The organism is Streptomyces sp. NPDC093094, assembly GCF_044754345.1.
Classification (GTDB): domain Bacteria; phylum Actinomycetota; class Actinomycetes; order Streptomycetales; family Streptomycetaceae; genus Streptomyces.
Genome location: NZ_JBIVOX010000008.1, coordinates 426,666 through 451,342 on the forward strand (window position 1 = coordinate 426,666; position 24,677 = coordinate 451,342).

At 72.6% G+C, this 24,677-nt stretch carries 19 protein-coding genes; 11 read left to right on the plus strand and 8 right to left on the minus strand.

Annotated features, from left to right (window positions below):
• Positions 1–239 precede the first annotated feature (239 nt).
• Positions 240–3,119 carry a lectin gene (locus tag ACIQGV_RS19940; protein WP_402496353.1) on the plus strand — a complete coding sequence of 960 codons (2,880 nt, stop codon included), beginning with the start codon at positions 240–242 and terminating at the stop codon, positions 3,117–3,119.
• A gap of 20 nt (positions 3,120–3,139) precedes the next feature.
• Positions 3,140–4,894, plus strand: coding sequence for a lectin (locus ACIQGV_RS19945; protein ID WP_402496354.1), 1,755 nt, complete (start codon positions 3,140–3,142; stop codon positions 4,892–4,894).
• Between the two features lie 149 nt (positions 4,895–5,043).
• On the opposite strand, the gene ACIQGV_RS19950 is transcribed toward ACIQGV_RS19945, so the two are convergent.
• On the minus strand, positions 5,044–6,642 hold the full coding sequence (locus ACIQGV_RS19950; RefSeq protein WP_402496355.1) for a multicopper oxidase family protein: 1,599 nt from the start codon (positions 6,640–6,642) through the stop codon (positions 5,044–5,046).
• A gap of 241 nt (positions 6,643–6,883) precedes the next feature.
• On the minus strand, positions 6,884–7,804 hold the full coding sequence (locus ACIQGV_RS19955) for a sigma-70 family RNA polymerase sigma factor (RefSeq protein WP_402496356.1): 921 nt from the start codon (positions 7,802–7,804) through the stop codon (positions 6,884–6,886).
• Positions 7,805–7,878: 74 nt separating this feature from the next.
• Between ACIQGV_RS19955 and ACIQGV_RS19960 the strand changes: the two genes are divergently transcribed.
• The 4 genes from ACIQGV_RS19960 to ACIQGV_RS19975 all read left to right on the plus strand — a co-directional run bounded on the left by ACIQGV_RS19960 (position 7,879) and on the right by ACIQGV_RS19975 (position 10,845).
• Entirely contained in the window at positions 7,879–8,577 is a 699-nt protein-coding gene (locus ACIQGV_RS19960; protein ID WP_402496357.1) for an FMN-dependent NADH-azoreductase, read from the plus strand.
• Between the two features lie 221 nt (positions 8,578–8,798).
• Positions 8,799–9,347, plus strand: a complete 549-nt coding sequence (locus ACIQGV_RS19965) for a DUF1062 domain-containing protein (RefSeq protein WP_402496358.1) — start codon at positions 8,799–8,801, stop codon at positions 9,345–9,347.
• 148 nt (positions 9,348–9,495) lie between these two features.
• Positions 9,496–9,840, plus strand: a complete 345-nt coding sequence (locus ACIQGV_RS19970) for a hypothetical protein (RefSeq protein ID WP_402496359.1) — start codon at positions 9,496–9,498, stop codon at positions 9,838–9,840.
• A gap of 249 nt (positions 9,841–10,089) precedes the next feature.
• On the plus strand, positions 10,090–10,845 hold the full coding sequence (locus tag ACIQGV_RS19975; protein WP_402496360.1) for a hypothetical protein: 756 nt from the start codon (positions 10,090–10,092) through the stop codon (positions 10,843–10,845).
• A 127-nt stretch (positions 10,846–10,972) separates the two neighbouring features.
• Here the strand turns inward: ACIQGV_RS19975 and ACIQGV_RS19980 are convergent, their stop codons facing one another.
• Together ACIQGV_RS19980 and ACIQGV_RS19985 are read right to left on the minus strand one after the other, a co-directional pair.
• Complete coding sequence (locus ACIQGV_RS19980) at positions 10,973–13,507, minus strand: bifunctional serine/threonine-protein kinase/ABC transporter substrate-binding protein (RefSeq protein ID WP_402496361.1); 2,535 nt, start codon at positions 13,505–13,507, stop codon at positions 10,973–10,975.
• An 87-nt stretch (positions 13,508–13,594) separates the two neighbouring features.
• Complete coding sequence (locus tag ACIQGV_RS19985; RefSeq protein ID WP_402496362.1) at positions 13,595–14,446, minus strand: LysR substrate-binding domain-containing protein; 852 nt, start codon at positions 14,444–14,446, stop codon at positions 13,595–13,597.
• 240 nt (positions 14,447–14,686) lie between these two features.
• On the opposite strand from ACIQGV_RS19985, the gene ACIQGV_RS19990 reads away from it, so the two are divergent.
• Positions 14,687–15,049, plus strand: a complete 363-nt coding sequence (locus tag ACIQGV_RS19990; RefSeq protein WP_402496363.1) for a DoxX family protein — start codon at positions 14,687–14,689, stop codon at positions 15,047–15,049.
• 15 nt (positions 15,050–15,064) lie between these two features.
• On the opposite strand, the gene ACIQGV_RS19995 is transcribed toward ACIQGV_RS19990, so the two are convergent.
• Genes ACIQGV_RS19995 through ACIQGV_RS20005 form a run of 3 tightly spaced genes read right to left on the minus strand, consistent with a single transcriptional unit; the run spans position 15,065 to position 16,940 of the window.
• Positions 15,065–15,820, minus strand: a complete 756-nt coding sequence (locus ACIQGV_RS19995) for an anti-sigma factor domain-containing protein (RefSeq protein WP_402496364.1) — start codon at positions 15,818–15,820, stop codon at positions 15,065–15,067.
• Positions 15,817–16,413, minus strand: coding sequence for an ECF RNA polymerase sigma factor SigK (gene sigK / locus ACIQGV_RS20000; protein ID WP_402496365.1), 597 nt, complete (start codon positions 16,411–16,413; stop codon positions 15,817–15,819). The genes ACIQGV_RS19995 and sigK overlap by 4 nt, the downstream gene beginning before the upstream one ends.
• A 5-nt stretch (positions 16,414–16,418) precedes the next feature.
• Positions 16,419–16,940, minus strand: coding sequence for an ATP-binding protein (locus ACIQGV_RS20005; protein WP_402496366.1), 522 nt, complete (start codon positions 16,938–16,940; stop codon positions 16,419–16,421).
• 210 nt (positions 16,941–17,150) lie between these two features.
• Here ACIQGV_RS20005 and ACIQGV_RS20010 point away from each other — a divergent pair, with 210 nt between their 5' ends.
• The 3 genes from ACIQGV_RS20010 (at position 17,151) to ACIQGV_RS20020 (ending at position 19,194) form a co-directional block, all read left to right on the plus strand.
• The gene (locus ACIQGV_RS20010; RefSeq protein ID WP_402496367.1) at positions 17,151–17,525 is read left to right on the plus strand and encodes a hypothetical protein; all 375 of its coding nucleotides are present in this window, start codon (positions 17,151–17,153) and stop codon (positions 17,523–17,525) included.
• Between the two features lie 219 nt (positions 17,526–17,744).
• Positions 17,745–18,194, plus strand: coding sequence for a universal stress protein (locus ACIQGV_RS20015; RefSeq protein ID WP_402496368.1), 450 nt, complete (start codon positions 17,745–17,747; stop codon positions 18,192–18,194).
• A 379-nt stretch (positions 18,195–18,573) separates the two neighbouring features.
• Positions 18,574–19,194 (plus strand): CBS domain-containing protein, encoded by a 621-nt coding sequence (locus ACIQGV_RS20020; protein ID WP_402496369.1) that lies wholly within the window; start codon positions 18,574–18,576, stop codon positions 19,192–19,194.
• Between the two features lie 189 nt (positions 19,195–19,383).
• On the opposite strand, the gene ACIQGV_RS20025 is transcribed toward ACIQGV_RS20020, so the two are convergent.
• Positions 19,384–20,670: an MFS transporter gene (locus ACIQGV_RS20025; protein WP_402496370.1), complete on the minus strand. Its 1,287-nt coding sequence runs from the start codon at positions 20,668–20,670 to the stop codon at positions 19,384–19,386.
• A gap of 308 nt (positions 20,671–20,978) precedes the next feature.
• On the opposite strand from ACIQGV_RS20025, the gene ACIQGV_RS20030 reads away from it, so the two are divergent.
• A complete protein-coding gene (locus tag ACIQGV_RS20030; RefSeq protein WP_402496371.1) occupies positions 20,979–24,677 on the plus strand; it encodes a nitrate reductase subunit alpha in 3,699 nt (1,232 codons plus the stop codon).

Below are 24,677 nucleotides of genomic sequence, written 5' to 3' on the forward strand. Positions count from 1 at the left end.
GCCCGGTGACGGTGCGGCCGGGAGCCTTCCGGCCGCACCGCACCCCTTTGTCCCCGGCCAGGAAAAAGAAAAGGGTTCTCGTGCGAAAGGGGTTACGCCTTTCAACGAAGGCCGCTAGCTTCCATGAGGTGTACCGGTCACGACCTCGATGACCGGCCACTTCACGGCGCGACGGCGCGCGCCCGTACTCCCCGGCAGGTCCGTCCGGCCTGCCGACACCCCACACCCGGGAGACACTTGTGCGCACGAGACCGTTAGGCCCACGTCCGCCGGGACGCCGGCGGATCCGCTCCCTGACGCTGGCCGCGATCTGCGCCGTGGGCTGTTTCCTGCCCGTGGCACCGGCGGGCGCGGCGGAGCCCGCCGCCGCGCCGCCTCAGGCTGCCGCGGCACCCGAGGACTTCCAGCAGGTCACTCTCGCCAAAGGAGTGGCCGAGACCGGTGAGCCGATGACCCTGGCGGTGCTGCCCGACCGTTCGGTCCTGCACACCTCGCGGGACGGCACCCTCAGGATCACCGACGCGGCCGGCACCACCAGGACCGCGGGGAAGCTGGACGTCTACAGCCACGACGAGGAGGGCCTCCAGGGCGTCGCGGCGGACCCCGGCTTCTCCTCCAACCGCCGGATCTACCTGTACTACGCCCCTCGGCTCGGCACGCCGGGCGGTGACGCGCCGTCCGACGGATCGGCCGCGGACTTCACCCCGTACGACGGTGTCAACCGGCTCTCCCGGTTCGTGCTGAGGGCCGACGGCACCCTGGACCTCGCCAGCGAGCAGCGGATCCTCAACGTGCCCGCCTCGCGCGGCATCTGCTGTCATGTCGGCGGCGACATCGACTTCGACGCGGCGGGGAACCTGTACCTGTCGACCGGCGACGACTCCAACCCGTTCGCGTCGGACGGCTACACCCCGATCGACGAGCGGGCCTCCCGCAACCCCGCCTACGACGCCCAGCGTTCGGCCGGCAACACCAACGACCTGCGCGGCAAGGTGCTGCGCATCAAGGTGAACGCGGACGGGTCGTACTCGATCCCGAGCGGCAACCTCTTCGCGCCGGGCACCGCCCGGACCCGGCCCGAGATCTACGCCATGGGGTTCCGCAACCCGTTCCGGATGAGTGTCGACAAGGCCACCGGCATCGTCCACCTCGGGGACTACGGCCCCGACGCGGGTGCCGCCAGTGCCTCGCGCGGCCCGGCCGGGCAGGTCGAGTTCAACCGCATCACCCGGGCGGGCAACTTCGGCTGGCCCTACTGCACCGGCAGGAACGACGCCTACACCGACCACGACTTCGCCTCCGGCACCTCGGGTGCGAAGTTCGACTGCTCGGCGCCCAGGAACACCTCGCCCCGCAACACGGGGCTGACCGATCTGCCGCCCGCCCAGCCGGCCTGGATCCCCTACGACGGCGGATCCGTACCGGAGTTCGGCAACGGCTCGGAGTCCCCGATGGGCGGACCGGTCTACCGCTACGACGCGGCGTCGACGTCCGAGGTGAAGTTCCCGCAGGAGTACGACGGCGACTTCTTCGCCGGTGAGTTCGGGCGCCGCTGGATCAAGCGCATCGAGGCCGGCGGCGACGGCACCGTGCAGTCGGTCAACGCCTTCCCCTGGAGCGGCACCCAGGTGATGGACATGGCGTTCGGGCCGGACGGCGCGCTGTACGTGCTGGACTACGGCACCGGCTACTTCAACGGCGACGAGAACTCCGCCCTGTACCGCATCGAGCACGTCACCGGCGGCCGCGCCCCCGTCGCCCGCGCGGCGGCGGACGTGACGTCGGGCAGGGCCCCTCTCGCGGTGTCGTTCTCCTCGGCGGGCAGTTCGGACCCCGACGGCGACGCGCTGAGCCACCGGTGGGTCTTCGGTGACGGCAGCACCTCCACCCAGGCGAACCCGTCCCACACGTACACCGTGAACGGCCAGTACACGGCGACCCTGACGGTCACCGACCCCACCGGCAGGTCCGGTTCCGCCTCCGTGCTCGTCACCGTCGGCAACACGGCGCCCAAGGTGACCCTGGACCTCCCGGCCGACGGACGCATCCACGACTTCGGCGAGGCGATCCCCTTCAGGGTGACGGTGACCGACCCCGAGGACGGTGCCGTCGACTGCTCCAGGGTCGAGGTCACCTTCATCGTCGGCCACGACAGCCACGGCCACCCGCAGACCTCGGCCACCGGGTGCAGCGGCACCCTGCAGACCCTGGCGGACGGCGAGCACGATCCGAACGCCAACATCTTCGGCGTGATCGACGCCGAGTACACCGACCGGGGCGCCAACGGCCAGCCGGCGCTCACCGCCCACGACCAGGCCGTCGTCCAGCCCTCCCACCGGCAGGGCGAGCACTACGGCGCCTCGTCCGGGGTCCAGGTCGTGAACCACGCCCCGGCGCACGGCGGCAGGACGGTGGGACACATCGAGAACGGCGACTGGATCTCCTTCGCGCCGTACGCGCTCGACAACACGACCGCCTTCACCGCCCGGGTCTCCTCGGCCGGCAGCGGCGGCACCATCGAGGTCCGCGCGGGCTCCGCGACCGGCACCCTGCTGGGCACCGCGACCGTGCCGGTGACCGGGGGCTGGGAGACGTTCCAGGACGTCAGCGCTCCCCTCGCCAACCAGCCGGGCGGCTCCACCACCCTGTATCTGGTGTTCAAGGGCGGCGCCGGATCGCTGTTCGACGTGGACGAGTTCTCCTTCACCAGGTCCGGCGGGACCACGCCGCCCGGGCCGCGTTCCGGTGAGGTGAAGGGCGTGGGCGGCAAGTGCCTGGACGTCGACAACGCCGGCACCGCCGACGGCACCAAGGTCCAGATCTGGACCTGCAACGGCACCGGCGCCCAGCGATGGACCCTCGCCGACGACGGCACCCTCAAGGCACTGGGCAAATGCCTCGACGTCTCCGGCGGCGCCACCGCCGACGGCACCAGGATCCAGCTGTGGACCTGCAACGGCACCGGCGCCCAGAAATGGACCCCCCACACCGACGGCACCCTGCGCAACCCCCAGTCCGCCAGATGCCTCGACGCATCCGGCGGCACCTGGAACGACGGCACCCCCGTCCACCTGTGGACCTGCCACACCGGACCCAACCAGAAATGGACCCTGCCGTGACGGAAGGAGGCGACACCCCCATGCGCAAACGACTCACAGCGGCGATCGGCCTGTTCGCGGGTGCCCTGATCTGCGCGGTACCGCAGTCCTGGGCGGTCCCCCGGTCCCAGCCGCACGACACGGCCGTGGCCGGCGTCACCGCGGCCGACCCTGCCTACAAGGTCCTGGCCTTCTCCAGGACAGCCGGATTCCGCCACTCCTCCATCGACGACGGCATCGCGGCCCTGCGTGACCTCGGCACCGCCGACAACTTCACCGTCGACGCGACGGAGGACGCGCAGGCGTTCACCACCGGCAATCTCGCGCAGTACAGAGCGGTCGTGTTCCTGTCCACCACGGGCGACGTGCTGAACGCCGCCCAGCAGACCGCGATGGAGCAGTACATCGAGGGCGGCGGCGGGTACGTCGGCATCCACGCCGCCGCCGACACCGAGTACGACTGGCCCTTCTACGAGGGTCTGGCCGGGGCGCTGTTCCAGTCCCACCCGGCGGTCCAGCAGGCCACGGTCAGGGTCGAGGACCGGGCACACGACGCCACCGCGCACCTGGGCGGCACCTGGCAGCGCACCGACGAGTGGTACAACTACCGCGCCAACCCCCGCACGACCGCACACGTCCTGGCCTCGCTCGACGAGTCCAGCTACTCGGGCGGTTCGATGTCCGGGGACCATCCCATCGCCTGGTGCAAGGACTACCGGGGCGGCCGTGCCTTCTACACCGGCGGCGGCCACACCGACGAGTCCTACACCGAGCCGGCCTTCCGCCGGCACCTGCTCGGCGGCATCCGCTGGGCCGCGGGCATGACCGAGGCCGACTGCCGCCCCGAGACCGGCTACCGCTCGCTGTTCGACGGCACCGGCACCACCGGCTGGCGGCAGGCGGGCCCCGGCGGATTCACTCTCGCCGACGGCACGCTCAGCTCCCACGGCGGCCTCGGCCTGTACTGGTACGGGGCCGAGGAGTTCACCGGCGACTACTCGCTCAAGCTGGACTGGAGGGCGAGCGGCGACGACAACTCGGGTGTCTTCGTGGGCTTCCCGGCCTCCGACGACCCGTGGTCGGCGGTGAACAACGGCTACGAGATCCAGATCGACGCCACCGACACCCCCGACCGCACCACCGGCGCCGTCTACGGCTTCCGGTCGGCCGACGTCGCCGCGCGCGACGCGGCACTCAACCCGCCGGGCGAGTGGAACACGTACGAGATCCGGGTCACGGGTGAGCGGCTGGAGGTCTACCTCAACGGCCGCAGGATCAACGACTTCACCAACACCGACCCGGCACGAAGCCTCAGGCAGGGCCACATCGGTCTCCAGAACCACGGTGACGGCGACGACGTGGCGTTCCGCAACATCCGCGTCAAGAAGTCCGGCGGGACCACGCCGCCCGGGCCGCGTTCCGGTGAGGTGAAGGGCGTGGGCGGCAAGTGCCTGGACGTCGACAACGCCGGCACCGCCGACGGCACCAAGGTCCAGATCTGGACCTGCAACGGCACCGGCGCCCAGCGATGGACCCTCGCCGACGACGGCACCCTCAAAGCACTGGGCAAATGCCTCGACGTCTCCGGCGGCGCCACCGCCGACGGCACCAGGATCCAGCTGTGGACCTGCAACGGCACCGGCGCCCAGAAATGGACCCCCCACACCGACGGCACCCTGCGCAACCCCCAGTCCGCCAGATGCCTCGACGCATCCGGCGGCACCTGGAACGACGGCACCCCCGTCCACCTGTGGACCTGCCACACCGGACCCAACCAGAAATGGACCCTGCCGTGACGTAGGCGGGCGGGAGCCGGCCGCTGGACGGACACGGCGAGGTCCGTGCAGCGGCCGGCGCGGTGGCCGGGCCCCGCCGGGGTCCGGCCACCCCCGTGCGGGGGAAGCGCGCCCTGCGGGTGAGGGGCCTTCCGCGCGGGCGCCGGGGGCTACTTCAGGTAGCCGAGGACGGTCATCATCCCGGACTCCGCGTGGTACACGTTGTGGCAGTGGATCATCCACAGCCCGGGGTTGTCGGCGTCGAAGTCGACCTCGACCCGGCTGCCCGGCAGCACGATCGAGGTGTCCTTGCGCGCGCCGCCGTCGGCATGCGCGTAGGTGTGCCCGTGCAGATGCATGGGGTGCCACATCTTCGTCGCGTTCACGAACACCAGCCGCACGCGTTCACCGGAGCGGACGGGATACCGCTGCGCGGGGTCGTACTGCTTGCCGTTGATGGCCCAGTCGTACTTCGCCATCGAGCCGGTCAGCCTGAACTCGACGACGCGGTCCGGCCCGCTCGGCTCCAGGCGTACCGACTCCGCCGCCCTGAGCCGGCCGCCGTGCAGCAGCCTGCCGTCGAGTTCCCTGGGGCGTACGGCGGCATCGGGGGCCTGGCCGCCGCCGGTGCGCAGGACGGCCAGCGCGGTGCGGTCCTTGCCCTCGGCCAGGGCGGTCAGCGGGAACACTCCGTCCCCGACCGTCACGAGGGCGTCGATCCGCTCGCCCATGCCGAGCAGCACCGTGTCCGCCCGGGCGTGCTCGACGGGGAAGCCGTCGGTGTGGGTGACGGTCAGTTCGTGGCCGCCGAGGGCGAGCCGGAAGGCTGTGTCGCCTCCCGCGTTGACGACGCGGAGCCTGACCCGGTCGCCCGGCTGCGCGGTGAAGGTCTGCGGGTCCTCCGGTGTACGCCCGTTGACCAGGTAGTACGGGTAGCCGACGTCCCCGGCGTCGCCGCCCAGCAGTTCACTGGTCGCGCCCGTCAGTCTCCGGGACGGGCCGGACGGGGCGGGGGCCGGTGACGCCCCGGACGTCACCGGCGTGTCCGGCGTGTCATGGCTCTCCCTGTGGTCCGGGCCGCTCCCGTGGTCCATTCCTGCCATGCCGTGGCCGAGCTCGGCGAGCACGGTGTCCGGTGTGGAGCCGTCGACGCCGTCGACCCAGTCGTCGAGGACGATCACCCATTCCTTGTCGTACTTCAGGGGTTCCCTGGGGTCCTCCACGATCAGCGGCGCGTACAGACCACGGTCCAGCTGGACGCCGGAGTGGGGATGGATCCAGTGCGTGCCCGGGTGGGAGACCGCGAAGCGGTAGTCGAACGAGCCGCCGGCCGCGACGGGGCGCTGGGTGAGGCCGGGCACGCCGTCCATGTCGTTGCGCAGCGCGAGACCGTGCCAGTGGACGCTCGTGGCCTCGGGGAGGTTGTTGGCGAAGGAGAGCGAGAGGGTGTCGCCCGCGGTGACCCGCACCTCCTTGCCCGGAAGGTCCTCGCCGTACGCCCAGGAGCGCACCGTGCGTCCCGCGCCGAGGTCGAGCGCGGTCTCCGCGGCGGTGAGCCTCACCTTCCGTTCGGGACCGGGATCGCGCCGCGCCTCGGCGGTGGCGACCTCCTCCCCGTCGGGGGTGACGTAGCCGGCGGCCGGTGAGGTGCCGTCCGCGCCGGCGGCGGGGTCCCTGCCGCTCATCGAGCCGGAGCAGGCGGCCGACAGGCCCGTGCCGGCGACTGCCAGACCGGCGCCGAGAACGGTACGACGGGTGAGTCGAGTCATGACGTGGGAACCCCTTGACGTGGTCGTTGCGCAGGAAAGACGTTTCCGCTCACGGTGCCGAACGGGAATCCTCCCCAATGTGCGCAACAAGGACGTGCCGACCCGAAGCGAACTCGCCGGTACGAGGGCGAAATGGCACGGAGCGCGTACACCGGCGCCTCGCCGGGCCCGCACGCCGCCGGCCGGGAACCACCTGGAGCACCGCCGGGACGGCCGTCCGGCTCCGGCGGGCGCCGGACGGTCACCCGCCGTACGGCCCGTCCGGCCACCCGTCGCCGTCCGGGAGCAGCGCCGGCTCCAGGGCGGCCAGACGGGCCGGGTCGGCGATCACCTCGTAGGCGGTCACCAGGTCCCCCTCGACGGTCATGCGCAGGACCATGCGCAGGCGTCCGTCCGGGGCGATCAGGATGCCGGGGACGCCGTCCACCAGGGCGACCACGCCGAAGCGGGCCCGCCGGCCCCACACCGTCGTCTCCCGGGCGACGGTGAGCGCGCCACGGGCGACCAGGGCCCGGCCCGCGGGCAGCGCGGCCGGGTCCGCGCGGCGGACGACGTCCGGCGCCAGTACGGCCAGCAGCTCGTCCAGCTTCCCGCCCCGGGCGGCGGACAGGAACGCCTCCACCACCCGCCGGTGCCCCGCCGTCTGCGCCGGCGGCTCCGCGGCCGTCCCGCGCAGCCGCTGCCGGGCCCGGCTGGCCAGCTTCTTCGCGGCCACCGGGGTGCGGCCGACGATCGGCGCGATCTGCTCGAACGGCACCGCGAAGCCGTCGTGCAGCACGAAGGCGACCCGCTCCGCCGGTCCCAGCCGGTCCAGCACCACCAGCAGCGCCCGGCCGACCGACTCCACCAGCAGCGCCTCCCGCTCGGGTCCGCCGTCGTCGCCCGCCACCTCGGGCAGCGCCTCGCCGGCCGGCTCCTCGCGGCGCACCGCTCGGGCGCGCAGCAGGTCGAGGCAGATCCGGGAGACGACGGTGGTCAGCCAGCCGGGCAGGTTCCCGATCTCCGCCGGGTCCGTCCGCTCCAGCCGCAGCCATGCCTCCTGGACGGCCTCCTCCGCCTCCCCGGTCGACCCGAGCATCCGCCGGGCGACGGCCCCCAGCCGCCCGCGCTCGGCCTCGAAGCGCGTCGCGAGCGAGTCGTCCACACCCTCGTTCCGGTCCATCGGTCACCTTTCCTCGGTCCGGCCCGTCACCGCCATGACGTACCGCCCTTCCCCGAGGTGACGAGGAGATCATCATGACGTCCGCCACACTGCTCCACCTGGACTCCAGCATCAGCCCGGCCGGCTCGGTCAGCCGCGCCCTGACCGCCCGCTTCGCCGCGGTCTGGCGTGCCCGGCACGGCGCCGCCCGGCTGCGGCACCGCGACCTCGCCGCCGATCCGGTGCCCGCGGTGCGCGCCGCCTACGAGGCCCTCGGCCGCCGGGCCGAGCGCAAGGGCGTCCTCTCACCGGACGACGTCGCCGCCCTCGCCGAGACCCCGGACGAGGAGCACGAGTGGGCGCTCACCCGCTCGCTGGTCGAGGAGCTGCGGGCCGCCACGACCGTGCTGCTCGGCGCCCCGATGTACAACCTCACCGTCTCGGCGGGCCTCAAGGCGTGGATCGACCGGATCAGCTTCCCGGGTGCCTACGTCGACGCCGGGACCGGTGAGAGGCTGCTGCGCGACACCCGCGTCGTCGTGGTGGCCGCCCGGGGCGGCGGCTACGGTCCCGGCACCCCGCGCGAGCATCTCGACTTCCAGGTCCCGTACCTGCGGGCCTGCTTCACCGGTCTCGGGGTCGCGGAGGACAACCTGCACATCGTCACCGCCGAACTCACCCGCGCCGCCGACGTCCCCGCCCTGAACGGTCTCCAGCCGCTCGCCGCCCGGTCGCTGGCCCGTGCGGAGGCGGCCGTGGACGCCATGGCCGCAATGGTGACCGACGACAGGTGAGGCCGTTCCGGCAGGGCGCGGGAAAAGCGGTGGAGGGCGCGGGAAAAGCGGTGGCGCGGCGCCGCAGGGCACGGATACCGTGCTGCCCGCCCACGTCGTCTGGCCGAGGACGGTCCGTTGTACACCCTGTGAGACACCCCGAGCGCTGATTCGTCGCGCGTCGCACCTGTGCGCCGCGCTGCTTCCTGCTGCGGACTTCTCACTGAAACCGGTGTACTTCTGTGCTCAACAGCTGGGTGGTCATGCCCACCTGCCTGCCTCTCGTCCTCCGCCGTTGCCACGCGTGCGCGTCACCACGCTTCCGGACGACCGGCAAATTCCGCGTCAACGCCCACCACAAGCGCATCGACGCATGGCTCCTCGCGCTCTGTACCGGTTGCGGGGACACCTCGAAGCTCACGGTCCTGGAACGGATGGACGTACGCTCCGTACCGCCCGGGCTGCTGGACCGGATGCACGACAACGACCCTGCCCTGGCGGCCGAGTTGCTCCAGGACCCGGTCGTGCGGCGCCGTAACCGTGTCGCCCTCGACTGGGACGGCGCCTGGCGTCTCGACACCGGCGGAGCGGTGCACCTGGACGGCGAGGTGATCGACGTCTCGGTCCGCTTCGCCGCGCGGATCCCCGTCCGGCCGGTGCGGCTGATCGCCGAAGGCTGCGGTCTTTCACGGGCCGAGGTCGAACGGCTGGTCGCGGAGGGCCGGCTCGTCTCGGCGGTCCGGCTGAACGGCAGGCTCACCGGCGACTTCACCTTCACGCTGAAGCGCTGAGCCCGCCCCGCGTCCGGGGCCCGTACGGCACGATCCGCCGGCCGGGCCCCGGACGCGGTTCACCCCACGACGTGCCGGAACATGAGGTCCGGCCCCGCACTGAGCCCGGTCTCCGTACCGATGTGGATCACGTCGTAGGCTCCCGGACATGCACACCACACTGACGGAGCACGCCCAGTGTCTCTACGGCGACGAGTACCGGCCCCTGCCTCAGTGCGACCAGGACCACCGGGAGCACTACTTCGTCGAGGAACTGACCTTCGCGGACACGGACGAGATCCTGGCCATGCTGCGTGAGCTCAGTCCGCATGTGGTGGACGGCCGCCTGCCGGTCTGGATCCGCAATCTGGCCTACCGGCTGGTGCTGTTGCAGCGCCCCGACGAGCCGGCGCTGATGCGGGAGGCCGCCGAGAACCTGTGGCTGCACGGGCCGGACTGGGACGACATCGCGGCGGACCTGACGAAGCAGGCCGACGCCATGGAAGCCCGTTGAGCATGCCGTGACCCGGAGGGCGGACCGCGGCCACAAAGGCGGAGCCGCCGAGGACACCGGCGCGCGGACGCACCGCGCGGGCGGGCTCTTCGATCCGCCTCTCCACGGCCCGGCCCGGAGGTAGGGTCGGGATGTGCGTTGATCTTCCGCGCGGCAGCCGTGCGCAGCCGCAGACGGGGCGGGGCGCCCTGCGGGAACAGGGCGCCTCCCGCAGGCATACCTGTCCTCACCTCGACGGAGATCCGCACCATGACCTCTCGGCAGCCTCTCGCCTACGACGCGCTCGTCGAACTCGCCACCGGCGATCCGGCCGTCGTCGGCCTCGTCCTCAAAGGGTCCCGGGCCCACGACGGGATGACCACCCGTCACTCCGACCACGATCTGTACGTGATCGTCGCCGATGACGCCACGACCGGTCCGGCCCGCTTCACGGGCCACCGCAGTGCCGAACTGGACCTCGTCGTCGTCTCCCTGACCGAGTTCCGCGCGGCCGGGATGCCCGGTTTCGAGCGCTACGCCCTCGCCCGTGCGCGCGTTGTGCTCGACCGGCTCGACGGAGGCATCGCCCGGATCGTCGCCGACAAGGCCCGGCTGGACGCCGACGAGGCGTTCCGGGACGCCGGCGACCGGCTCGACGCCTATGCCAACTCGCTCTACCGCTCCGTCAAGAACCACCGGGACGGCCGGCACCTCGCCGCCCGCCTCGACGCCGCCGACAGCGTCCGGTTCCTGCTCGAACTGCTCTTCGCTCTCGACCGCCGTCCCCGCCCCTACAACAAGTACCTGGAGTGGGAACTCCGCCGTCACCCGCTGCCGGGCTGGGACACGGACATGCTGCTCCGTGCCGTGGACCGTGTCTCGGCAACCGGCGACGTGGCCCTCCAGCGGCGCCTGTTCGCCCTGGTCGAAGCGGCGGCCAGGGACGCCGGACAGGGCGGGGTGCTGGATGCGTGGGGCGAGGACCTGGCCCTCATGCGGCCGCCGAGGGCGGGGAGTTGCGCCTGAGCGGCCGGTGCGCCCGGGGTCCGGTGCGCCCGGGTGCCGGTGCGCCCGGGTGCCGGGCCCCGGCACCGGGACGGCCCGAACGGAGCAGCGGGGCCCGGGCGTCGGGCCGATCGCGCGGGAACAGCTCTCAGGGAGTGACAGGTCCGCTGGTCACGGCGGTCCAGCGGCTGGAGGTCACCGAGAACACCGTCAGACAGCGGTTGCGGGTGTCGCCGTACTCGTCGAAGGCGACGTGACCCGTGACCCCGTCGAAGCCGAGCCCGGCCACGGCCTGCGGCATCTTCGCGCGGGCGTCCTCGGGGAGAGTGCCGCCGTTGGCCGCGACGACGGACTTCACGGCCTCGATGAGACTCCAGGCCGCGTCGTAGGCGTACGGTCCGTACCAGCCGGCGTCCTCGCGGTATCCCGCCTTGCGGTACCGGGTGAGGAAGTCCGCTCCGCCCGCCTGGTCCTGCGCGGGCACACCGATGTTGAGGGCGAGGTCGCCGTCGGCCTTCGGGCCGGACGTGAGGAACTGCTGGTCGAAGATGCCGTCGCCGCCCATGAGGGGGATGTCGACCCCCGCCTCCTTGAGCACGGTGGAGAGCGCCCCTGCGGTGTCGTGGTAGCCGCCGAACCAGACGGCTTCGGCGCCCGAGGACCGGACCCGCGCGGCGAGGCCGGGGAAGCCGCTCTGCGGGGGATCCACCTGCTCCGTGCCGGTGACGGTCCCGCCGAGCTTCTCGAACTCCGCCGTGAAACCGGAGGCCAGGCCGGTGCCGAAGGCGCTCTTGTCGTCGATGACGTACACCTTGCTCTTCCCGGCCTCGTCGTGGAGGTACCGGGCGGCGAACGGCCCCTGGTCCACGTCCGTGGTCACGGTGCGGAAGTACGTGTCGTACGGGCGTGACCTGGTGCCCGCGGCCCAGTCGGCGCCCAGTGTCAGCGCGGGGTCGGTGTTGGCCGGCGAGACGTTGACGAGGTCGTCCTCGGCCAGGGGCGCCACCAGGGTCCTGGCCACGCTGGAGTTCAGCGGTCCGACGACACCCAGCACCCTCGCGTCGGACACGAACCCGGCGGCGTTCTGCTCGCCCTTGGCCGGGTCGGCCGCGTCGTCCAGGGCCTTGATCTCGAACTTCACGCCGGGGACGTGCCCCTTCTCGTTCGCGGTCCTGGCCGCCAGCTCGGCGGAGTTCCGGATGCCGAGGCCCATCGCGGACAGATCGCCGCTGAGCGGTGCGTCCACCCCGAGCACCACCGTGACGGCGGAGGCGTCGGCGCCGCTGTCGGCCGCTTTGCCGCCGTGGGGTGTCTTGTCCTGGTGCGAGAGGGTCCAGGTCAGCACGGAACCGGCGGCGAGCGTGGCCAGCGCGGTGCCCAGGACGACGGAGCGCCGTGTGAGAGCGCGCGCCCGTGCCGGCTTTCGGCCGTCCGTCTCCATGTGGGCCGTCCTGCTCAGCGACACCAGGTCCCCGGCCGGGGGGACGGGAACAGGCTCGGGTACGGGTACGGGCGCGGGGACCGGCGGCGGGGCGGTCGGCCGGTCCGGGACAGGACGCCGCGGGTCGGCCGGGGCCGCCCCGGAGTCCGCGACCGTGGGCGTCCGCGGTGCCGGGGGTCCGGGAGGCACCGGGGGCGTCGCGGGGACAGCGGGTGACGCCGACTCCGTCACGGCGTCCGGTGCCGGCGTAGCGTCCGGTGCCGGCGTAGCGTCCGGTGCCGGCGTCGCGTCCGGTGCGGGTGCCCGATTCGGTACCGGTGCCGGATTCGGTGCGGGTGCCGGATTCGGTGCGGGTGCGGGATCGCGCTCGGGCGCCGGGCCCGGCTCCTCCGCGGCAGCCGCGTCGTCCCCGTCCGGGAGGGAGCGCAGGACCGACGCCAGCATCCTGGCGGCCTCGGCGGCGGCCACCCGCTGCTCCGGGTCCTTGGTGAGCAGCGCGTCCAGGACGGGCGCGAGCGGTCCGGCATGGACCGCCGGCCGGTGCGGGCGGGTGAAGACAGCCACGGCCAGGGCGTGGAGCCCCTCCGCCTCGAACGGCGGCTGCCCCTCGACGGCGTGGTACAGGGTGGCCCCGAGCGCCCACAGGTCGTTGGCGGGGGTCGGCCGCTTGCCCTCCAGCTGCTCGGGGGGCATGTAGTGCGGCGTGCCGATGACGATCCCGCTGTGGCTCAGCTTGGTCGTGGCGTCCGCGAGGTGCGCGATGCCGAAGTCGGTGAGGACGACCCGGTCCTTGGCCAGGAGCACGTTGTCGGGCTTGATGTCGCGATGGACGATCCGTCCCCCGTGTGCCTCGGCGAGCGCGTCGAGGACGGCTGCGCCGATCTCGGCCACCCGCCGCACGGGCAGCCGGCCCTGCTCCCGGACGGCGGCCGCCAGGGACTGCCCGCGGACGAACTCCATGACGATCACGGGGGCGCCGCGGTGCTCCACGACGTCATGGATCGTGATGATCCCGGGATGGCTGAGAGTGACCGCCGCGCGGGCCTCGCCGGTGAAGCGCCTGAGCAGCGTGGCACGGTCGCCCTCCTCCATCCCGTGCGGGAAGAGGATCTCCTTGACGGCGACCTCGCGCCCGAAGAGCTGCTGGTCGAGGCCACGCCAGACGCGGCCCATACCGCCCTGGCCGATGCGTTCGACCAGCTGGTACCGGCCGGCGATGAGTTCGTGGTTCTCCTCGGTCACGCGCACACTCTAGGTCTTGCTGACCCGTTCAGGTGACGAATCCATGGCTTGATCACGCCCATGAGGGAGAGGGCGGGGCCGTGGCGCTCAGGCGCGGTACGCGGTGACCGCCGACCGGACGAACGAGCCGACCAGCGGATCGGTGTCACCCGCGTTCCACGCCACCACCGCACGGCTCGGGGGCATGTCGATCAGCGGCACCACGGTGAGTCCCTCTCCCGGCTCGTGGTTCACGAGGGTCATGCCGACGGTGCCGTTCCAGAGCACGGCCTGGCGGCATTCCTGGACCGCGCGCACCACCGGGCCCTCGCGGGGTTCGCCGCCGTTCCAGTACGACTGCCATCGGGGGTCGGTGCCCTCCGGGAAGCGGAACCATCTGCGGTCCGCCAGGTCGGCCAGCTTCAGTGTGTCGCGGCGGGCCAGCGGATCGTCGGCGCGCAGCAGGGCTCCCACGGGGTCGGCGCGCAGCTCGCGGACCGTCAGGCCGGTCTCGTCGAACGGCCCGCGGGTCACGGCGACGTCGACCGCCCGGGCGCGCAGTCCGCAGGTGGGGTCGGTCAGGTCGGCCTCGCGGACGCGGACCTCGACCTGCGGGTGCCGGTGGCGGTAGGCGCGGGCCAGCCGTGTCACGTCCGGGTCGGTGCTGTCACCGAGGAGGCCGACGGTGAGAGTCGACCTGCCGGCCGCCGCGGCCACCCGGACCTGGACGAGGTCGGCCCGGTCGAGCAGGGCGCGCGCCTCGCCGAGAAGGACCGCCCCCACCGGGGTGAGTGCGACACCGGCGGACGACCGGTGGAACAACGAGGCGCCCACCTCGGTCTCCAGCTGTCTGATCGCCCGGCTCAGAGGCGGCTGGCTCATGTGCAGCCGGGCGGCGGCCCGCCCGAAGTGGAGTTCCTCGGCGACTGCCACGAAGTAGCGCAGCGTACGCAGCTCCATGCCGTGACGATACCCGTGGGGTATCGAGGTCGCGCAACGGGTCTTGGACAGCCGGGGCCGCCCGGCTGTGGGATCGGGACATGGCCGACGGACCGGCCGGGCACGGCTTTCGCCCTCTGCACGGCGGGTCCGGCCGGCCCTTCGTCCGACGCACCTCCGCCCGCGCACCGGCGCGGAGGTGTCCTCGCCCCGTGCCTCTCACGGCTCCGGGGCGCCTCGTCCACCCTGCGGAAGGACATCGTGAACATCGCCTACTGGATCGCTGCCGGACTGCTGGCCCTGTTCTATCTCTACGGGGGCGGGGTGAAGCTGGTCCGGAGCCGTGAGCAGCTGCTGCCCATGATGGCCTGGGTGGACAGCACACCGATGCCGGTCGTCAGGGCGATCGGGCTGATCGAGGTGCTCGGCGCGATCGGGCTGGTCCTCCCGCCGCTGACCGGTGTCGCGCCCTGGCTGGCGCCGGCCGCCGCCCTCGGGTTCGTGGTCCTCCAGATCGCGGCGACCAGGGTTCACCTGCGTCGCGGCGACCGCCGGATCGCGCTCAACCTCACGCTCCTTCTCGCAGCGGCCGTGACATGCCTGCCGGCGATGACATGGGTGTGACGCCGGCGGCGGGCGTCACGCGGTGACCGTGATGATGCCGAGCGGTTCGGTCGTGGGCTGCTGCGATCCGCCGGCCGGTTCGACGGTGATGCCGACGGCGACCGCCCCGTCGACGCCGCCGGCCAGGACACGGGCCGGTCTGCCTCCGCTCCCCGGCAGGAGACCGGCCGGGCGCAGGTCGCCCGACGGTTCCGCGTACCAGAGTTCGTACACCTTGTCGCCGCTCAGGGCGGGCAGGCCCGTCACGGCGTAGGCGGCGCGGTTCCCGGCGCGCGAGACGACGACCGATGCCCGACCGCCGCCGCGCAGTTCGCCGGTGTGCAAGGTGGCGTCGGGTGCGGTCATGACGGTGACCAGCGCGCTCTTGCCGGCCTGCGCCGCGGCCGCCCGGGCCCGGGCGTCGTCGGCCTGCGCGTGCTGCCAGACGGCGATCCCGCCGAACGAGGCGGCGGCCGCCAGACTCGCGGCCAGCGCCCAGGACAGCAGACGCTGACGCCCTGTCCGGCCCGGCCCCGGCGGGGAAGGCGGAGTGCCCTCCTGCCTGGTCCGGCCGATCTCCCGCAGGACACGCTCACGCAGCCCCGTGGGCATGACGGTGGTCCGGGCCTCGGCGAGCACGAGCCGGGCGACTGTCTCGGTCAGTTCGGCCACCTCGCGCCGGCATGCCTCACAACCGTCCAGATGCCGCTCGAAAGCGGCTTCCTCGTCGGGCGGCAGGGCGTGCAGGACGTAGGCCCCGACGGCCAGATGCGGGTCCTCGGCGGATGTCATGACCGGCCCTCCACACAGTCGCGCAGCAGGCGCAGCCCCGTACGCATACGGGACTTCACCGTGCCGGCCGGGGCGGCCAGGGAGTGTGCCACCTCCAGATAGGTCATGCCCTGGTAGTAGGCGAGCAGCAGCGGAGTGCGGTACAGACGGGTGAGTCTCTCCAGGCACCGGTGGGTGCGCCGTCGTTCGTCGTCCTCCTCCACGGCCTCCGCCACCTCGTCGTAGTCCCTGACCGCGAGCAGCGCTCCGGCGCGGCGGTCGCGCTGTGCCGCCGCCTGCGCCTGACGGACCCGGTCCACCGCTCTGCGATGAGCCAGGGTGAGGACCCACGCCTTGGCGCTTCCGCGGTCGGGGCGGTAGCGGTCCGCCGTTCGCCAGACCTCGACCATCACGTCCTGGGTCACTTCCTCGGCCTGCGCCGCGTCCTGGAGGATGCGGCGGGCCAGGCCCATCACCGGACGGGCCAGCGCCTCGTAGACGCCGTCGAACGCGCTCTCGTCCCCGTCCGCGACCTTGACCAGCAACGACTCGACGGTCTCGCTGTCCTCCGAGGGGAGCGGCCGCGGTTCCTCTCCGTGCACTGCGCCGGGCATCTGGCTCACATTCCGTCGACGTGCTTCTCCTGGCCGACGTTCGGCGCCGGGGGACCGTCCGGCAACTCCGGTCCGCCTGTTCGGCTCAGTGTGTCGTCTCCCCGGGTCCGCGGCGGGTCCCTGTCCACGTCGAGTGCCGCGTGCACGGTCTTGCCCTTCGGGGCGGGTGCGACGGTGACCCAGGCGCCCAGTTCCTCGACCAGGCTCAGGCCGAAGCCGCCTCGTTCGTCCGCGCAGGCGGGTGTCCGGACGCGGGGCGGTTCCGCGCTGGTGTCCGCGACGGCGATGTCGAGCACGGTGCCGTGCGCCGTGAGGGTCAGGGTGCAGGGCCCCGCGGTGTGCCGCCACACGTTGGTGACCAGCTCCGAGACGATCAGTACCGCGTCGGACGCGGCGCGGCAGGGGGTGCCGCGGGCGGCGAGCCATCGGGCGGTGACCCTGCGGGCCACTTCGGGAGCATGGCTGCTGCGGGCCAGAGCGACGCTGTGGGTGGCGGTGTGCGCGGGTGAAGCCACGGTGGTGGTCATGGCCGCCCCCTGGGGGAGCTGGGTGACACGGTCTCGTAAGGGATTCGTCGCCGTCGGCCCCGCGGATGACCTCTCCTGTCACAACGGGAGAGGGCCTCGAGGAGATGTTCTCCGGCTTTCCCCGCGCTCGACTCATCCACAGGGCCGTCCGCTCCGAATCCCTGGTGCTAAGAGAACCGAGCCATTCGGAAGGTAGGGAGGTGAACCGCCATGATCGCCTCGCTGAGAGTCCGTCGTCTGGTGGCCGGTGCCGCCGCCACAGGACTGCTGGCCGGCGGTGCCGCTCTGGGCTTGTCCGGCACAGCCGTGGCGGCCCCGGCCGCCACGGCCACGGCCACGGCGACCGCCCACGGCCACCACGACCGGTGCACCTGGGTGAAGGGGCACTGGGAGAAGAAGTGGGTCAAGGGCCACTGGGAGAAGAAGGTCCACTTCACGAAGACCTGGCACAAGGGGCACTTCGACAAGCACGGCAACTGGCACAAGGGCTACTGGGACCACGACCGTCACGTCAAGTGGGTCTACGTCCCCGCGCACTGGCACCACTACTGGGTCAAGGGCCACTGGGACTGCCGTCACAGGTGAGCCACGTCCGGCCGGCACGGCGTTCGCGCCGTGCCGGCCGTGTGCCGTGCCGGCCGTGTGCCGATCGGTCACGAGTCGTCACCGGGTGCCGGGTCCGGCCACGCGTTCCGCCGCCCCCGCCCGCCACCACGGCCACCGGCAGCCGTCTCGGCTGGCGCGATGGCGTGCGTCCCGGCAGCGTGGAAGGTACGCACGCCATGCCTGCCGAGCGAGGTGACCATGCAGACCTCTGTGCCGCCACGAGTGGTCGTGGGCGTGGACGGGTCCCCGTCGTCCTACGCGGCCCTGCGCTGGGCCGACCGTCACGCACGCCTGATCGGCGGTGCGGTGGAGGCCGTCCACGCCTGGGAGACGCCGTCCGAGTCCGGCTGGAGCGGGCCGGCGATCGATCCCGACTTCGATCTGGAGCAGGCCCGGGAGCGTTTCGCCCAGGAGCTGGGCTCCGTGTTCCCCGAGGGGCGTCCCGCCGGTCTGACGGAGCACCTCGTCGAGGGCGATCCGTCGGAGGTGCTGATCCGTGCCTCGGAAGGGGCGGAGCTCCTCGTCGTGGGGCACCGGGGCGGGGGCGGCTTCGCCCGGGCGATGCTGGGGTCGGTCAGCCAGCGCTGCGCCCAGCACGCCGCCTGTCCGGTGGTCGTGGTCCGTACCGAGGAGGACTCCGGGCGCTGACCCGGACGGCCCCCGGACGGGTCTCACCCGGACGGGGCGTCCGGGCTTCAGGAGCCCGTCGAGAGCCATGCCCGCCGGCTCCGGGCTCTCGTCCTCCGGGCCGCCTTCCGGCCTGTCCGTCCGGGCCCCGCACAGGGCCGCCAGGGCCGCCGTCGGGCCGTTCGGCCCCTGTGCGGCCGACGCGCGTTCCGGCACCGTTGAAGTATGAGGACGCGTGGGCGTGTCGCCGCCGTCGGCGTCGCAGACGGCTTCCGCCGAGACTACGGCGTGCGGTGCCCGGCCGGCCTGTGCGAGCGGGCCGTCCGGGATCATGACCCGTGCATCTCTCGTCCCACCCACTCCCCCGGCCTGCCGGCCGCGGGCACCCCGGGAGGACACGATGCCTGAATCCCCTTACTCCGTGAGCGACGTGATGACGCACACCGTCGTCGCCGTCGGCACCAAGGCGTCCTTCAAGCAGATCGTCGAACTGCTCGACGAGTGGAAGGTGAGCGCCCTGCCGGTGCTGGCCGGTGAGGGCCGCGTGATCGGCGTGGTCTCCGAGGCGGACCTGCTGGCCAAGGAGGAGTTCCGCGACACGGACCGCGGCGACCTCGCCGAGCGGGTCAAGGCGGGCGCGCTGACCGCGGGCGACCTGATGAGCACTCCCGCCGTGACGGCGCACGCCGACGCCACCGTCGCCGAGGCCGCTCGGATCATGGCCCACCGGCACGTCAAGCGTCTGCCGGTCGTGGACGGTGTCGGCGTGCTCCAGGGCGTGGTCAGCCGCAGCGACCTGCTGAAGGTGTTCCTGCGCGGCGACGAGGAGATCGCCGACGAGGTCCGGCACCACGTGCTCGACGTGCTGCCGCCCGGCGACACGCTGAAGGCGTCGGTGGAGGACGGCACGGTCACCCTGTCCGGCTCCCTTCCCGAGCGCGGGCTCGTACCCGTGATCGCGCGGGCGGTGCGCTCCGTGGAGGGTGTCGTGGACGTCCGGCTGGACCTGTCCTACCGCTGAGGCGCCTCGGGTCCGCCGGCAACCGCGCCGGAAGCGAGCGCATCCGGCCGCCCGGACCCGTGCTCGTTCTCCGGGCTCCTGCCCGCAGGCCCGTACCCCCGCTCGTGTCGATCGGGGGTACGGGCCTGCGGGCCTGCTGCGCCGGTCTCCTCGTCCTCTCGGGCCGGTTCACCGGCTGCCGCCGGCGCCCTACGCGGTGGTGTCCGCGGTGCGGTGCCCGCGCCGGCTGCCGGTGCGCGGCGTGCGCTCGGCGGCGCCCTCGACCGCGGCGCGGACACCGGTGAGGGTGTGGACCAGCGCCGCGGCGGCCACGACCGCGAGGAGGGCGAGGCCCACCGCGTACGTGCCGTACTCGCCGTACAGCGAGCCCATCACCAGCGGCGGCAGGAAACCGCCCAGGCCACCCGCGGCGCCGACCACTCCGGTGACCGAGCCCACCTGGTCGGCCGGGGTCAGCAGGGCCACCAGGGCGAAGGTCGCCCCGCTGCCCGCGCCGAGCGCGGCGGCCATGGCCAGGAAGGCGACGGTGCCCACCGGCACGAGGGCCGGCGTGAAGGACTGCACGACCGCCCCGGCCACGACCACGGCCAGCGAGCCGGACAGCACCCTGACCGGGCCCAGCCGGTCGGACAGCCAGCCGCCCACCGGGCGCATCGCGACCGCGAGGAGCACGAACCCGGCCATGCGGTTCGCGGCGTCGGCCTGGGTCAGGCCGTAGCCGGTCCTGAGGTAGGTGGGCAGGTAGACGGAGAAGGCCACATAGCCGCCGAACGCGACCGCGTACAGCGCGGACGCCTGCCAGGTGACGCCCAGCCGGGCGGTGGCGGCCAGCCGGCGTGCCGGCGGTTCGGTCGGCACCGTGCGGCCGGGGGCGTCGCGCAGGAACAGCGCGGCGGTGACGGCGTAGACGGCCAGGACGGCCGCGGTGATCAGGAACGGGGTGGACATGCTGTTCGCGTCGACGAGCCTCACCGTGGTCAGGGCGCTGACGGCGGTGCCTCCCATACCGGCACCGAAGACGCCGATGGCGAGACCGCGCCGCCGAGGCGGGAACCAGGCGCTGACCAGCGGCACACCGACGGCGAACGCGGTGCCGCCGACGCCGAGGAAGAACCCTCCGACCAGCAGCGCTGCCAGGGAGGAGTGCCCGGCCAGGCCGAGGTACAGCACCGGCACGATGGTGACCGCCGACACGATCGGGAACATGACGCGTCCCCCGAACCGGTCGGTGAGCGCACCGACCGGGATGCGGCCCAGTGAGCCCACCACGACGGGGACCGCCACCAGCAGCGACTGTTCGAACGACGACAGGCCGAGACTGTCCTTGAAGCGCGGGCCCAGCGGGCTGAGCAGCGCCCAGGCCCAGAAGTTCACGGCGAACCCGGCCGTGGCCAGGGCCAGCATCGGCCACGCCCGGCCGGGCACCGGTGCGCCCGGCTCTGTGCTGCCGCTTCTCGCCTTCGACGGCTGGACCATGTTGTCCGTCCCCTTCTTCTCCGTGGTGGAATCACGCCACCGGGACCGGGACCTCACTCGCCCCGCAGGCTCCTCGCCGGCGTGGCGGGCGTCCCGTCCCCACTGTGCGCATCCGGGATCATGGGGGGCATGGGCCATGAGTCCCTGCCGACGGACGGACGGTCCCGGGACCAGGGGCCCGACCGCCCCCTCCCGGCGTGCGGGACCATTGGGCCCTGCCGCGGCCCGGGGGAAGGGGCCGGAAGGTCATCGGGCGGGGACCGGCGGCCCCAGGTGCGCCGGGATCCGCGCGCCTAGCGTTCCTGGCCATGGAGAAGGATCAGAAAGCACGGCGTCAGGCGTCGCGCGCCGGTGAGGGCTGGCCGCTGGCCGCCCGCAGACTGCTCACCCGCCGCGAGGTGTCCGCCGACGGACGCGCCGTGTTCGGCACGGGCGATCCGCAGTGGGAGGGCTTCTACCGGGACCGCTGGGCCCACGACAAGGTGGTGCGCTCCACGCACGGCGTCAACTGCACGGGATCGTGTTCGTGGATGGTGTACGTCAAGGACGGCATCATCACCTGGGAGCACCAGGCCACCGACTACCCGTCGATCGGCGCGGACTGCCCCGAGTACGAGCCGCGGGGCTGCCCGCGCGGGGCGTCGTTCTCCTGGTACACCTACTCCCCCAGCCGGGTCCGCTACCCGTATGTGCGCGGCGCGCTGCTGAAGCTGTGGCGCGAGGCCCGGCGCCGTCTCGGCGACCCGGTCGCGGCCTGGGCGGAGATCACCTCCGATCCGGCGAAGGCGCGGGCGTACAAGCGGGCGCGCGGCAAGGGCGGTCTGGTGCGCGCCGAGTGGGACGAGGTGGCCGAGCTGGTCGCCGCCGCCCATGTCCACACGGTCAAGGCGTACGGTCCGGACCGGGTGGCGGGGTTCTCCCCGATCCCGGCGATGTCGATGGCGTCGTTCGCGGCCGGCGCGCGGTTCATGTCGCTGATCGGCGGCACGCTGCTGTCGTTCTACGACTGGTACGCGGACCTGCCGATCGCCTCGCCGCAGGTGTTCGGCGACCAGACGGACGTGCCGGAGGCGGCCGACTGGTGGAACGCGGGCTATCTGATCATGTGGGGCTCGAACATCCCGGTCACCCGTACGCCGGACGCGCATTTCCTGACCGAGACCCGCTACAACGGCACGAAGGTCGTCGCGGTCAGCCCGGACTACGCCGACAACGTCAAGCACGCCGACGAGTGGCTCGCCCCGCACCCGGGCACCGACGGGGCGCTGGCGATGGCCATGGGGCACGTGATCCTGCGCGAGTTCCTGGTCGACCGTGAGGTGCCCTACTTCCAGGACTACTTGCGGAAGTTCACCGACGCCCCCTTCCTGGTGGCGCTGCGCGAGAACGAGCACGGGCTCGTCCCGGACGGGTTCCTGACCGCCGCGGACCTGGGACACGACACGGAGCACGCGCACTCCAAGACGGTTCTCCTGGACGCGGCCACCGGCGAGCCGGTCGTGCCGAACGGCTCGCTCGGCTTCCGGTGGGGGGAGGCCGAGCCGGGCCGCTGGAACCTCGAACTCGGCGACACCGTGCCCGTGCTGAGCCTGCTCGACAGCGCGGAGCAGTCGGCCGCCGTGGCCCTGCCCCGCTTCGACGAGGGCGGCACGGAGGGCGGCTCGGTCATGGTGCGCGGGGTGCCCGTCCGCAGGGTCGGCGGCCGCCTGGTCACCACGGTCTTCGACCTGATGCTGGCGCAGTACGGGGTCCGCCGGCCGGGGCTGCCGGGCAGCTGGCCGTCGTCGTACGAGGACGCGTCGGAGCCGTACACCCCGGCCTGGCAGGAGACGATCACCTCGGTGCCCGCCGAGCAGGCGGCCCGGATCGCACGGGAGTTCGCCCGCAACGCCGAGCGCACGAACGGCCGTTCCATGATCGCGTTGGGGGCCGGCACCAACCACTGGTTCCACTCCGACACCATCTACCGGGCCTTCCTGGCCCTGCTGACGATGACCGGCTGCCAGGGTGTCAACGGCGGCGGCTGGGCGCACTACGTCGGCCAGGAGAAGGTCCGCCCGGTCACCGGGCAGCAGCATCTGTCGTTCGCCTTCGACTGGCAGCGCCCCACCCGGCACATGGCGGGCACCTCGTACTGGTACCTGAACTCCGACCAGTGGCGCTACGAGGCGTTCGGGCCCGACGAGCTGGCCTCGCCCCTCGGTGAGGGGCGGTTCCGGGGCAAGGCGTTCGCCGACTGCCTGGCGCAGGCCGTCCGTCTGGGCTGGACGCCGGGCCACCCCGGCTTCAACCGCAATCCGCTCGACCTGACCGACGAGGCGGCACGGGCGGGCCGGCCGGTGGCCGAGCACATCGTCGACGAACTGAAGTCGGGGCGGCTGAAGTTCGCGGCCGAGGACCCCGACGACCCGGCCAACTTCCCACGGGTGCTGACCGTGTGGCGGGCCAACCTGCTCGGCTCCTCCGGCAAGGGCAACGAGTACTTCCTGCGGCATCTGCTGGGCACGGACGCGGCCGTCCGCTCCGAGGAGACCCCGCCGGAGGGACGCCCGAAGGACGTGGTGTGGCGGGAGGAGGCCCCGGAGGGCAAGCTCGACCTGCTGGTCTGCATGGACTTCCGTATGACGTCCACCGGCCTGATGGCCGACGTGGTCCTGCCGGCGGCGACCTGGTACGAGAAGGACGACCTGTCGTCGACCGACATGCACCCCTTCGTGCACGCCTTCACTCCGGCCATCGCCCCGCCCTGGCAGGCCCGCACCGACTACGACACCTTCCTGACCCTCGCCGACCGCTTCAGCGAACTCGCGGCCGAGCACCTCGGCACCCGTACCGACGTCATCGCGGTGCCGTTGCTGCACGACACACCCGACGAACTCGCCCAGCCCGGCGGAACCGTACGGGACTGGAGGACCGGCGCGTGCGAACCGGTCCCCGGCCGCACCATGCCGAAGCTGGTCGTCGTCGAGCGGGACTACGCCGCGACCGGGCAGAAGATGCGCGCCGTCGGCCCGCTGCTGGACAGCCTCGGCACCACCACCAAGGGCATCACCGTCCGCCCGGACCAGGAACTGGACGAACTGCGGCGCCGCAACGGGACCGTCCGGGACGGCATCGCCGCCGGACGGCCCTCCCTGGCCACCGCCTCCGACATGTGCGAGGCGATCCTGGCGCTGTCCGGCACCACCAACGGACGCCTGGCCACCGAGGGCTTCCGCGAGCTGGAACGGCGCACCGGCAGCGAGGGCCTGGTCGCACTCGCCTCCGAACGCGAGGCCGAGCGGATCACCTTCGCCGACACCCGCACCCAGCCCCGCTCCGTGATCACCTCGTACGAATGGTCCGGCAGCGAGACCGGCGGCCGCCGCTACTCCCCCTTCGTCATCAACGTCGAGCACCGCAAGCCCTGGCACACCCTCACCGGCCGCCAGCACTTCTACGTCCAGCACGACTGGATCAGCGAACTCGGCGAGCAGCTCCCCGTCTACCGGCCGCCGTTGAACACGCCCCGGCACTACGGCAACGAGGAACTGGGCGAGCACGGCCGGGCGGAGGTCACGGTGCGCTATCTGACCCCGCACTCCAAGTGGTCCATCCACTCGAACTACCAGGACAACAAGTACATGCTCGATCTGTCCCGGGGCGGCCCGGTGATCTGGATGTCCACCGCCGACGCCGGGAAGATCGGTGTGAAGGACAACGAGTGGATCGAGGCGTACAACCGCAACGGCGTCGTCGCCGCCCGGGCCGTGGTCACCCACCGCATGCCGGAGGGCACGGTGTACATGTACCACGCCCAGGACCGCAACGTGAACGTCCCGAAGACCGAGGTCAGCGGCAGGCGCGGCGGCATCCACAACTCCCTGACCCGGCTGCTGCTCAAGCCCACCCACCTCGCGGGCGGCTACGCCCAGTTCACCTACGCCTTCAACTACTACGGCCCCACCGGCAACCAGCGCGACGAGGTCACCGTCATCCGCCGCCGCAGCCAGGATGTGGAGTACTGA

Excerpts from the sequence above, each read along its gene's own strand:
- ACIQGV_RS19945 (WP_402496354.1), top strand. The coding sequence starts at position 3,140 with ATGCGCAAACGACTCACAGCGGCGATCGGCCTGTTCGCGGGTGCCCTG.
- ACIQGV_RS19950 (WP_402496355.1), bottom strand. The coding sequence starts at position 6,642 with ATGACTCGACTCACCCGTCGTACCGTTCTCGGCGCCGGTCTGGCAGTC.
- ACIQGV_RS19955 (WP_402496356.1), bottom strand. The coding sequence starts at position 7,804 with ATGGACCGGAACGAGGGTGTGGACGACTCGCTCGCGACGCGCTTCGAG.
- ACIQGV_RS19960 (WP_402496357.1), top strand. The coding sequence starts at position 7,879 with ATGACGTCCGCCACACTGCTCCACCTGGACTCCAGCATCAGCCCGGCC.
- ACIQGV_RS19970 (WP_402496359.1), top strand. The coding sequence starts at position 9,496 with ATGCACACCACACTGACGGAGCACGCCCAGTGTCTCTACGGCGACGAG.
- ACIQGV_RS19975 (WP_402496360.1), top strand. The coding sequence starts at position 10,090 with ATGACCTCTCGGCAGCCTCTCGCCTACGACGCGCTCGTCGAACTCGCC.
- ACIQGV_RS19985 (WP_402496362.1), bottom strand. The coding sequence starts at position 14,446 with ATGGAGCTGCGTACGCTGCGCTACTTCGTGGCAGTCGCCGAGGAACTC.
- ACIQGV_RS19995 (WP_402496364.1), bottom strand. The coding sequence starts at position 15,820 with ATGACATCCGCCGAGGACCCGCATCTGGCCGTCGGGGCCTACGTCCTG.
- sigK (WP_402496365.1), bottom strand. The coding sequence starts at position 16,413 with ATGCCCGGCGCAGTGCACGGAGAGGAACCGCGGCCGCTCCCCTCGGAG.
- ACIQGV_RS20005 (WP_402496366.1), bottom strand. The coding sequence starts at position 16,940 with ATGACCACCACCGTGGCTTCACCCGCGCACACCGCCACCCACAGCGTC.
- ACIQGV_RS20010 (WP_402496367.1), top strand. The coding sequence starts at position 17,151 with ATGATCGCCTCGCTGAGAGTCCGTCGTCTGGTGGCCGGTGCCGCCGCC.
- ACIQGV_RS20015 (WP_402496368.1), top strand. The coding sequence starts at position 17,745 with ATGCAGACCTCTGTGCCGCCACGAGTGGTCGTGGGCGTGGACGGGTCC.
- ACIQGV_RS20020 (WP_402496369.1), top strand. The coding sequence starts at position 18,574 with ATGCCTGAATCCCCTTACTCCGTGAGCGACGTGATGACGCACACCGTC.
- ACIQGV_RS20025 (WP_402496370.1), bottom strand. The coding sequence starts at position 20,670 with ATGGTCCAGCCGTCGAAGGCGAGAAGCGGCAGCACAGAGCCGGGCGCA.
- ACIQGV_RS20030 (WP_402496371.1), top strand. The coding sequence starts at position 20,979 with ATGGAGAAGGATCAGAAAGCACGGCGTCAGGCGTCGCGCGCCGGTGAG.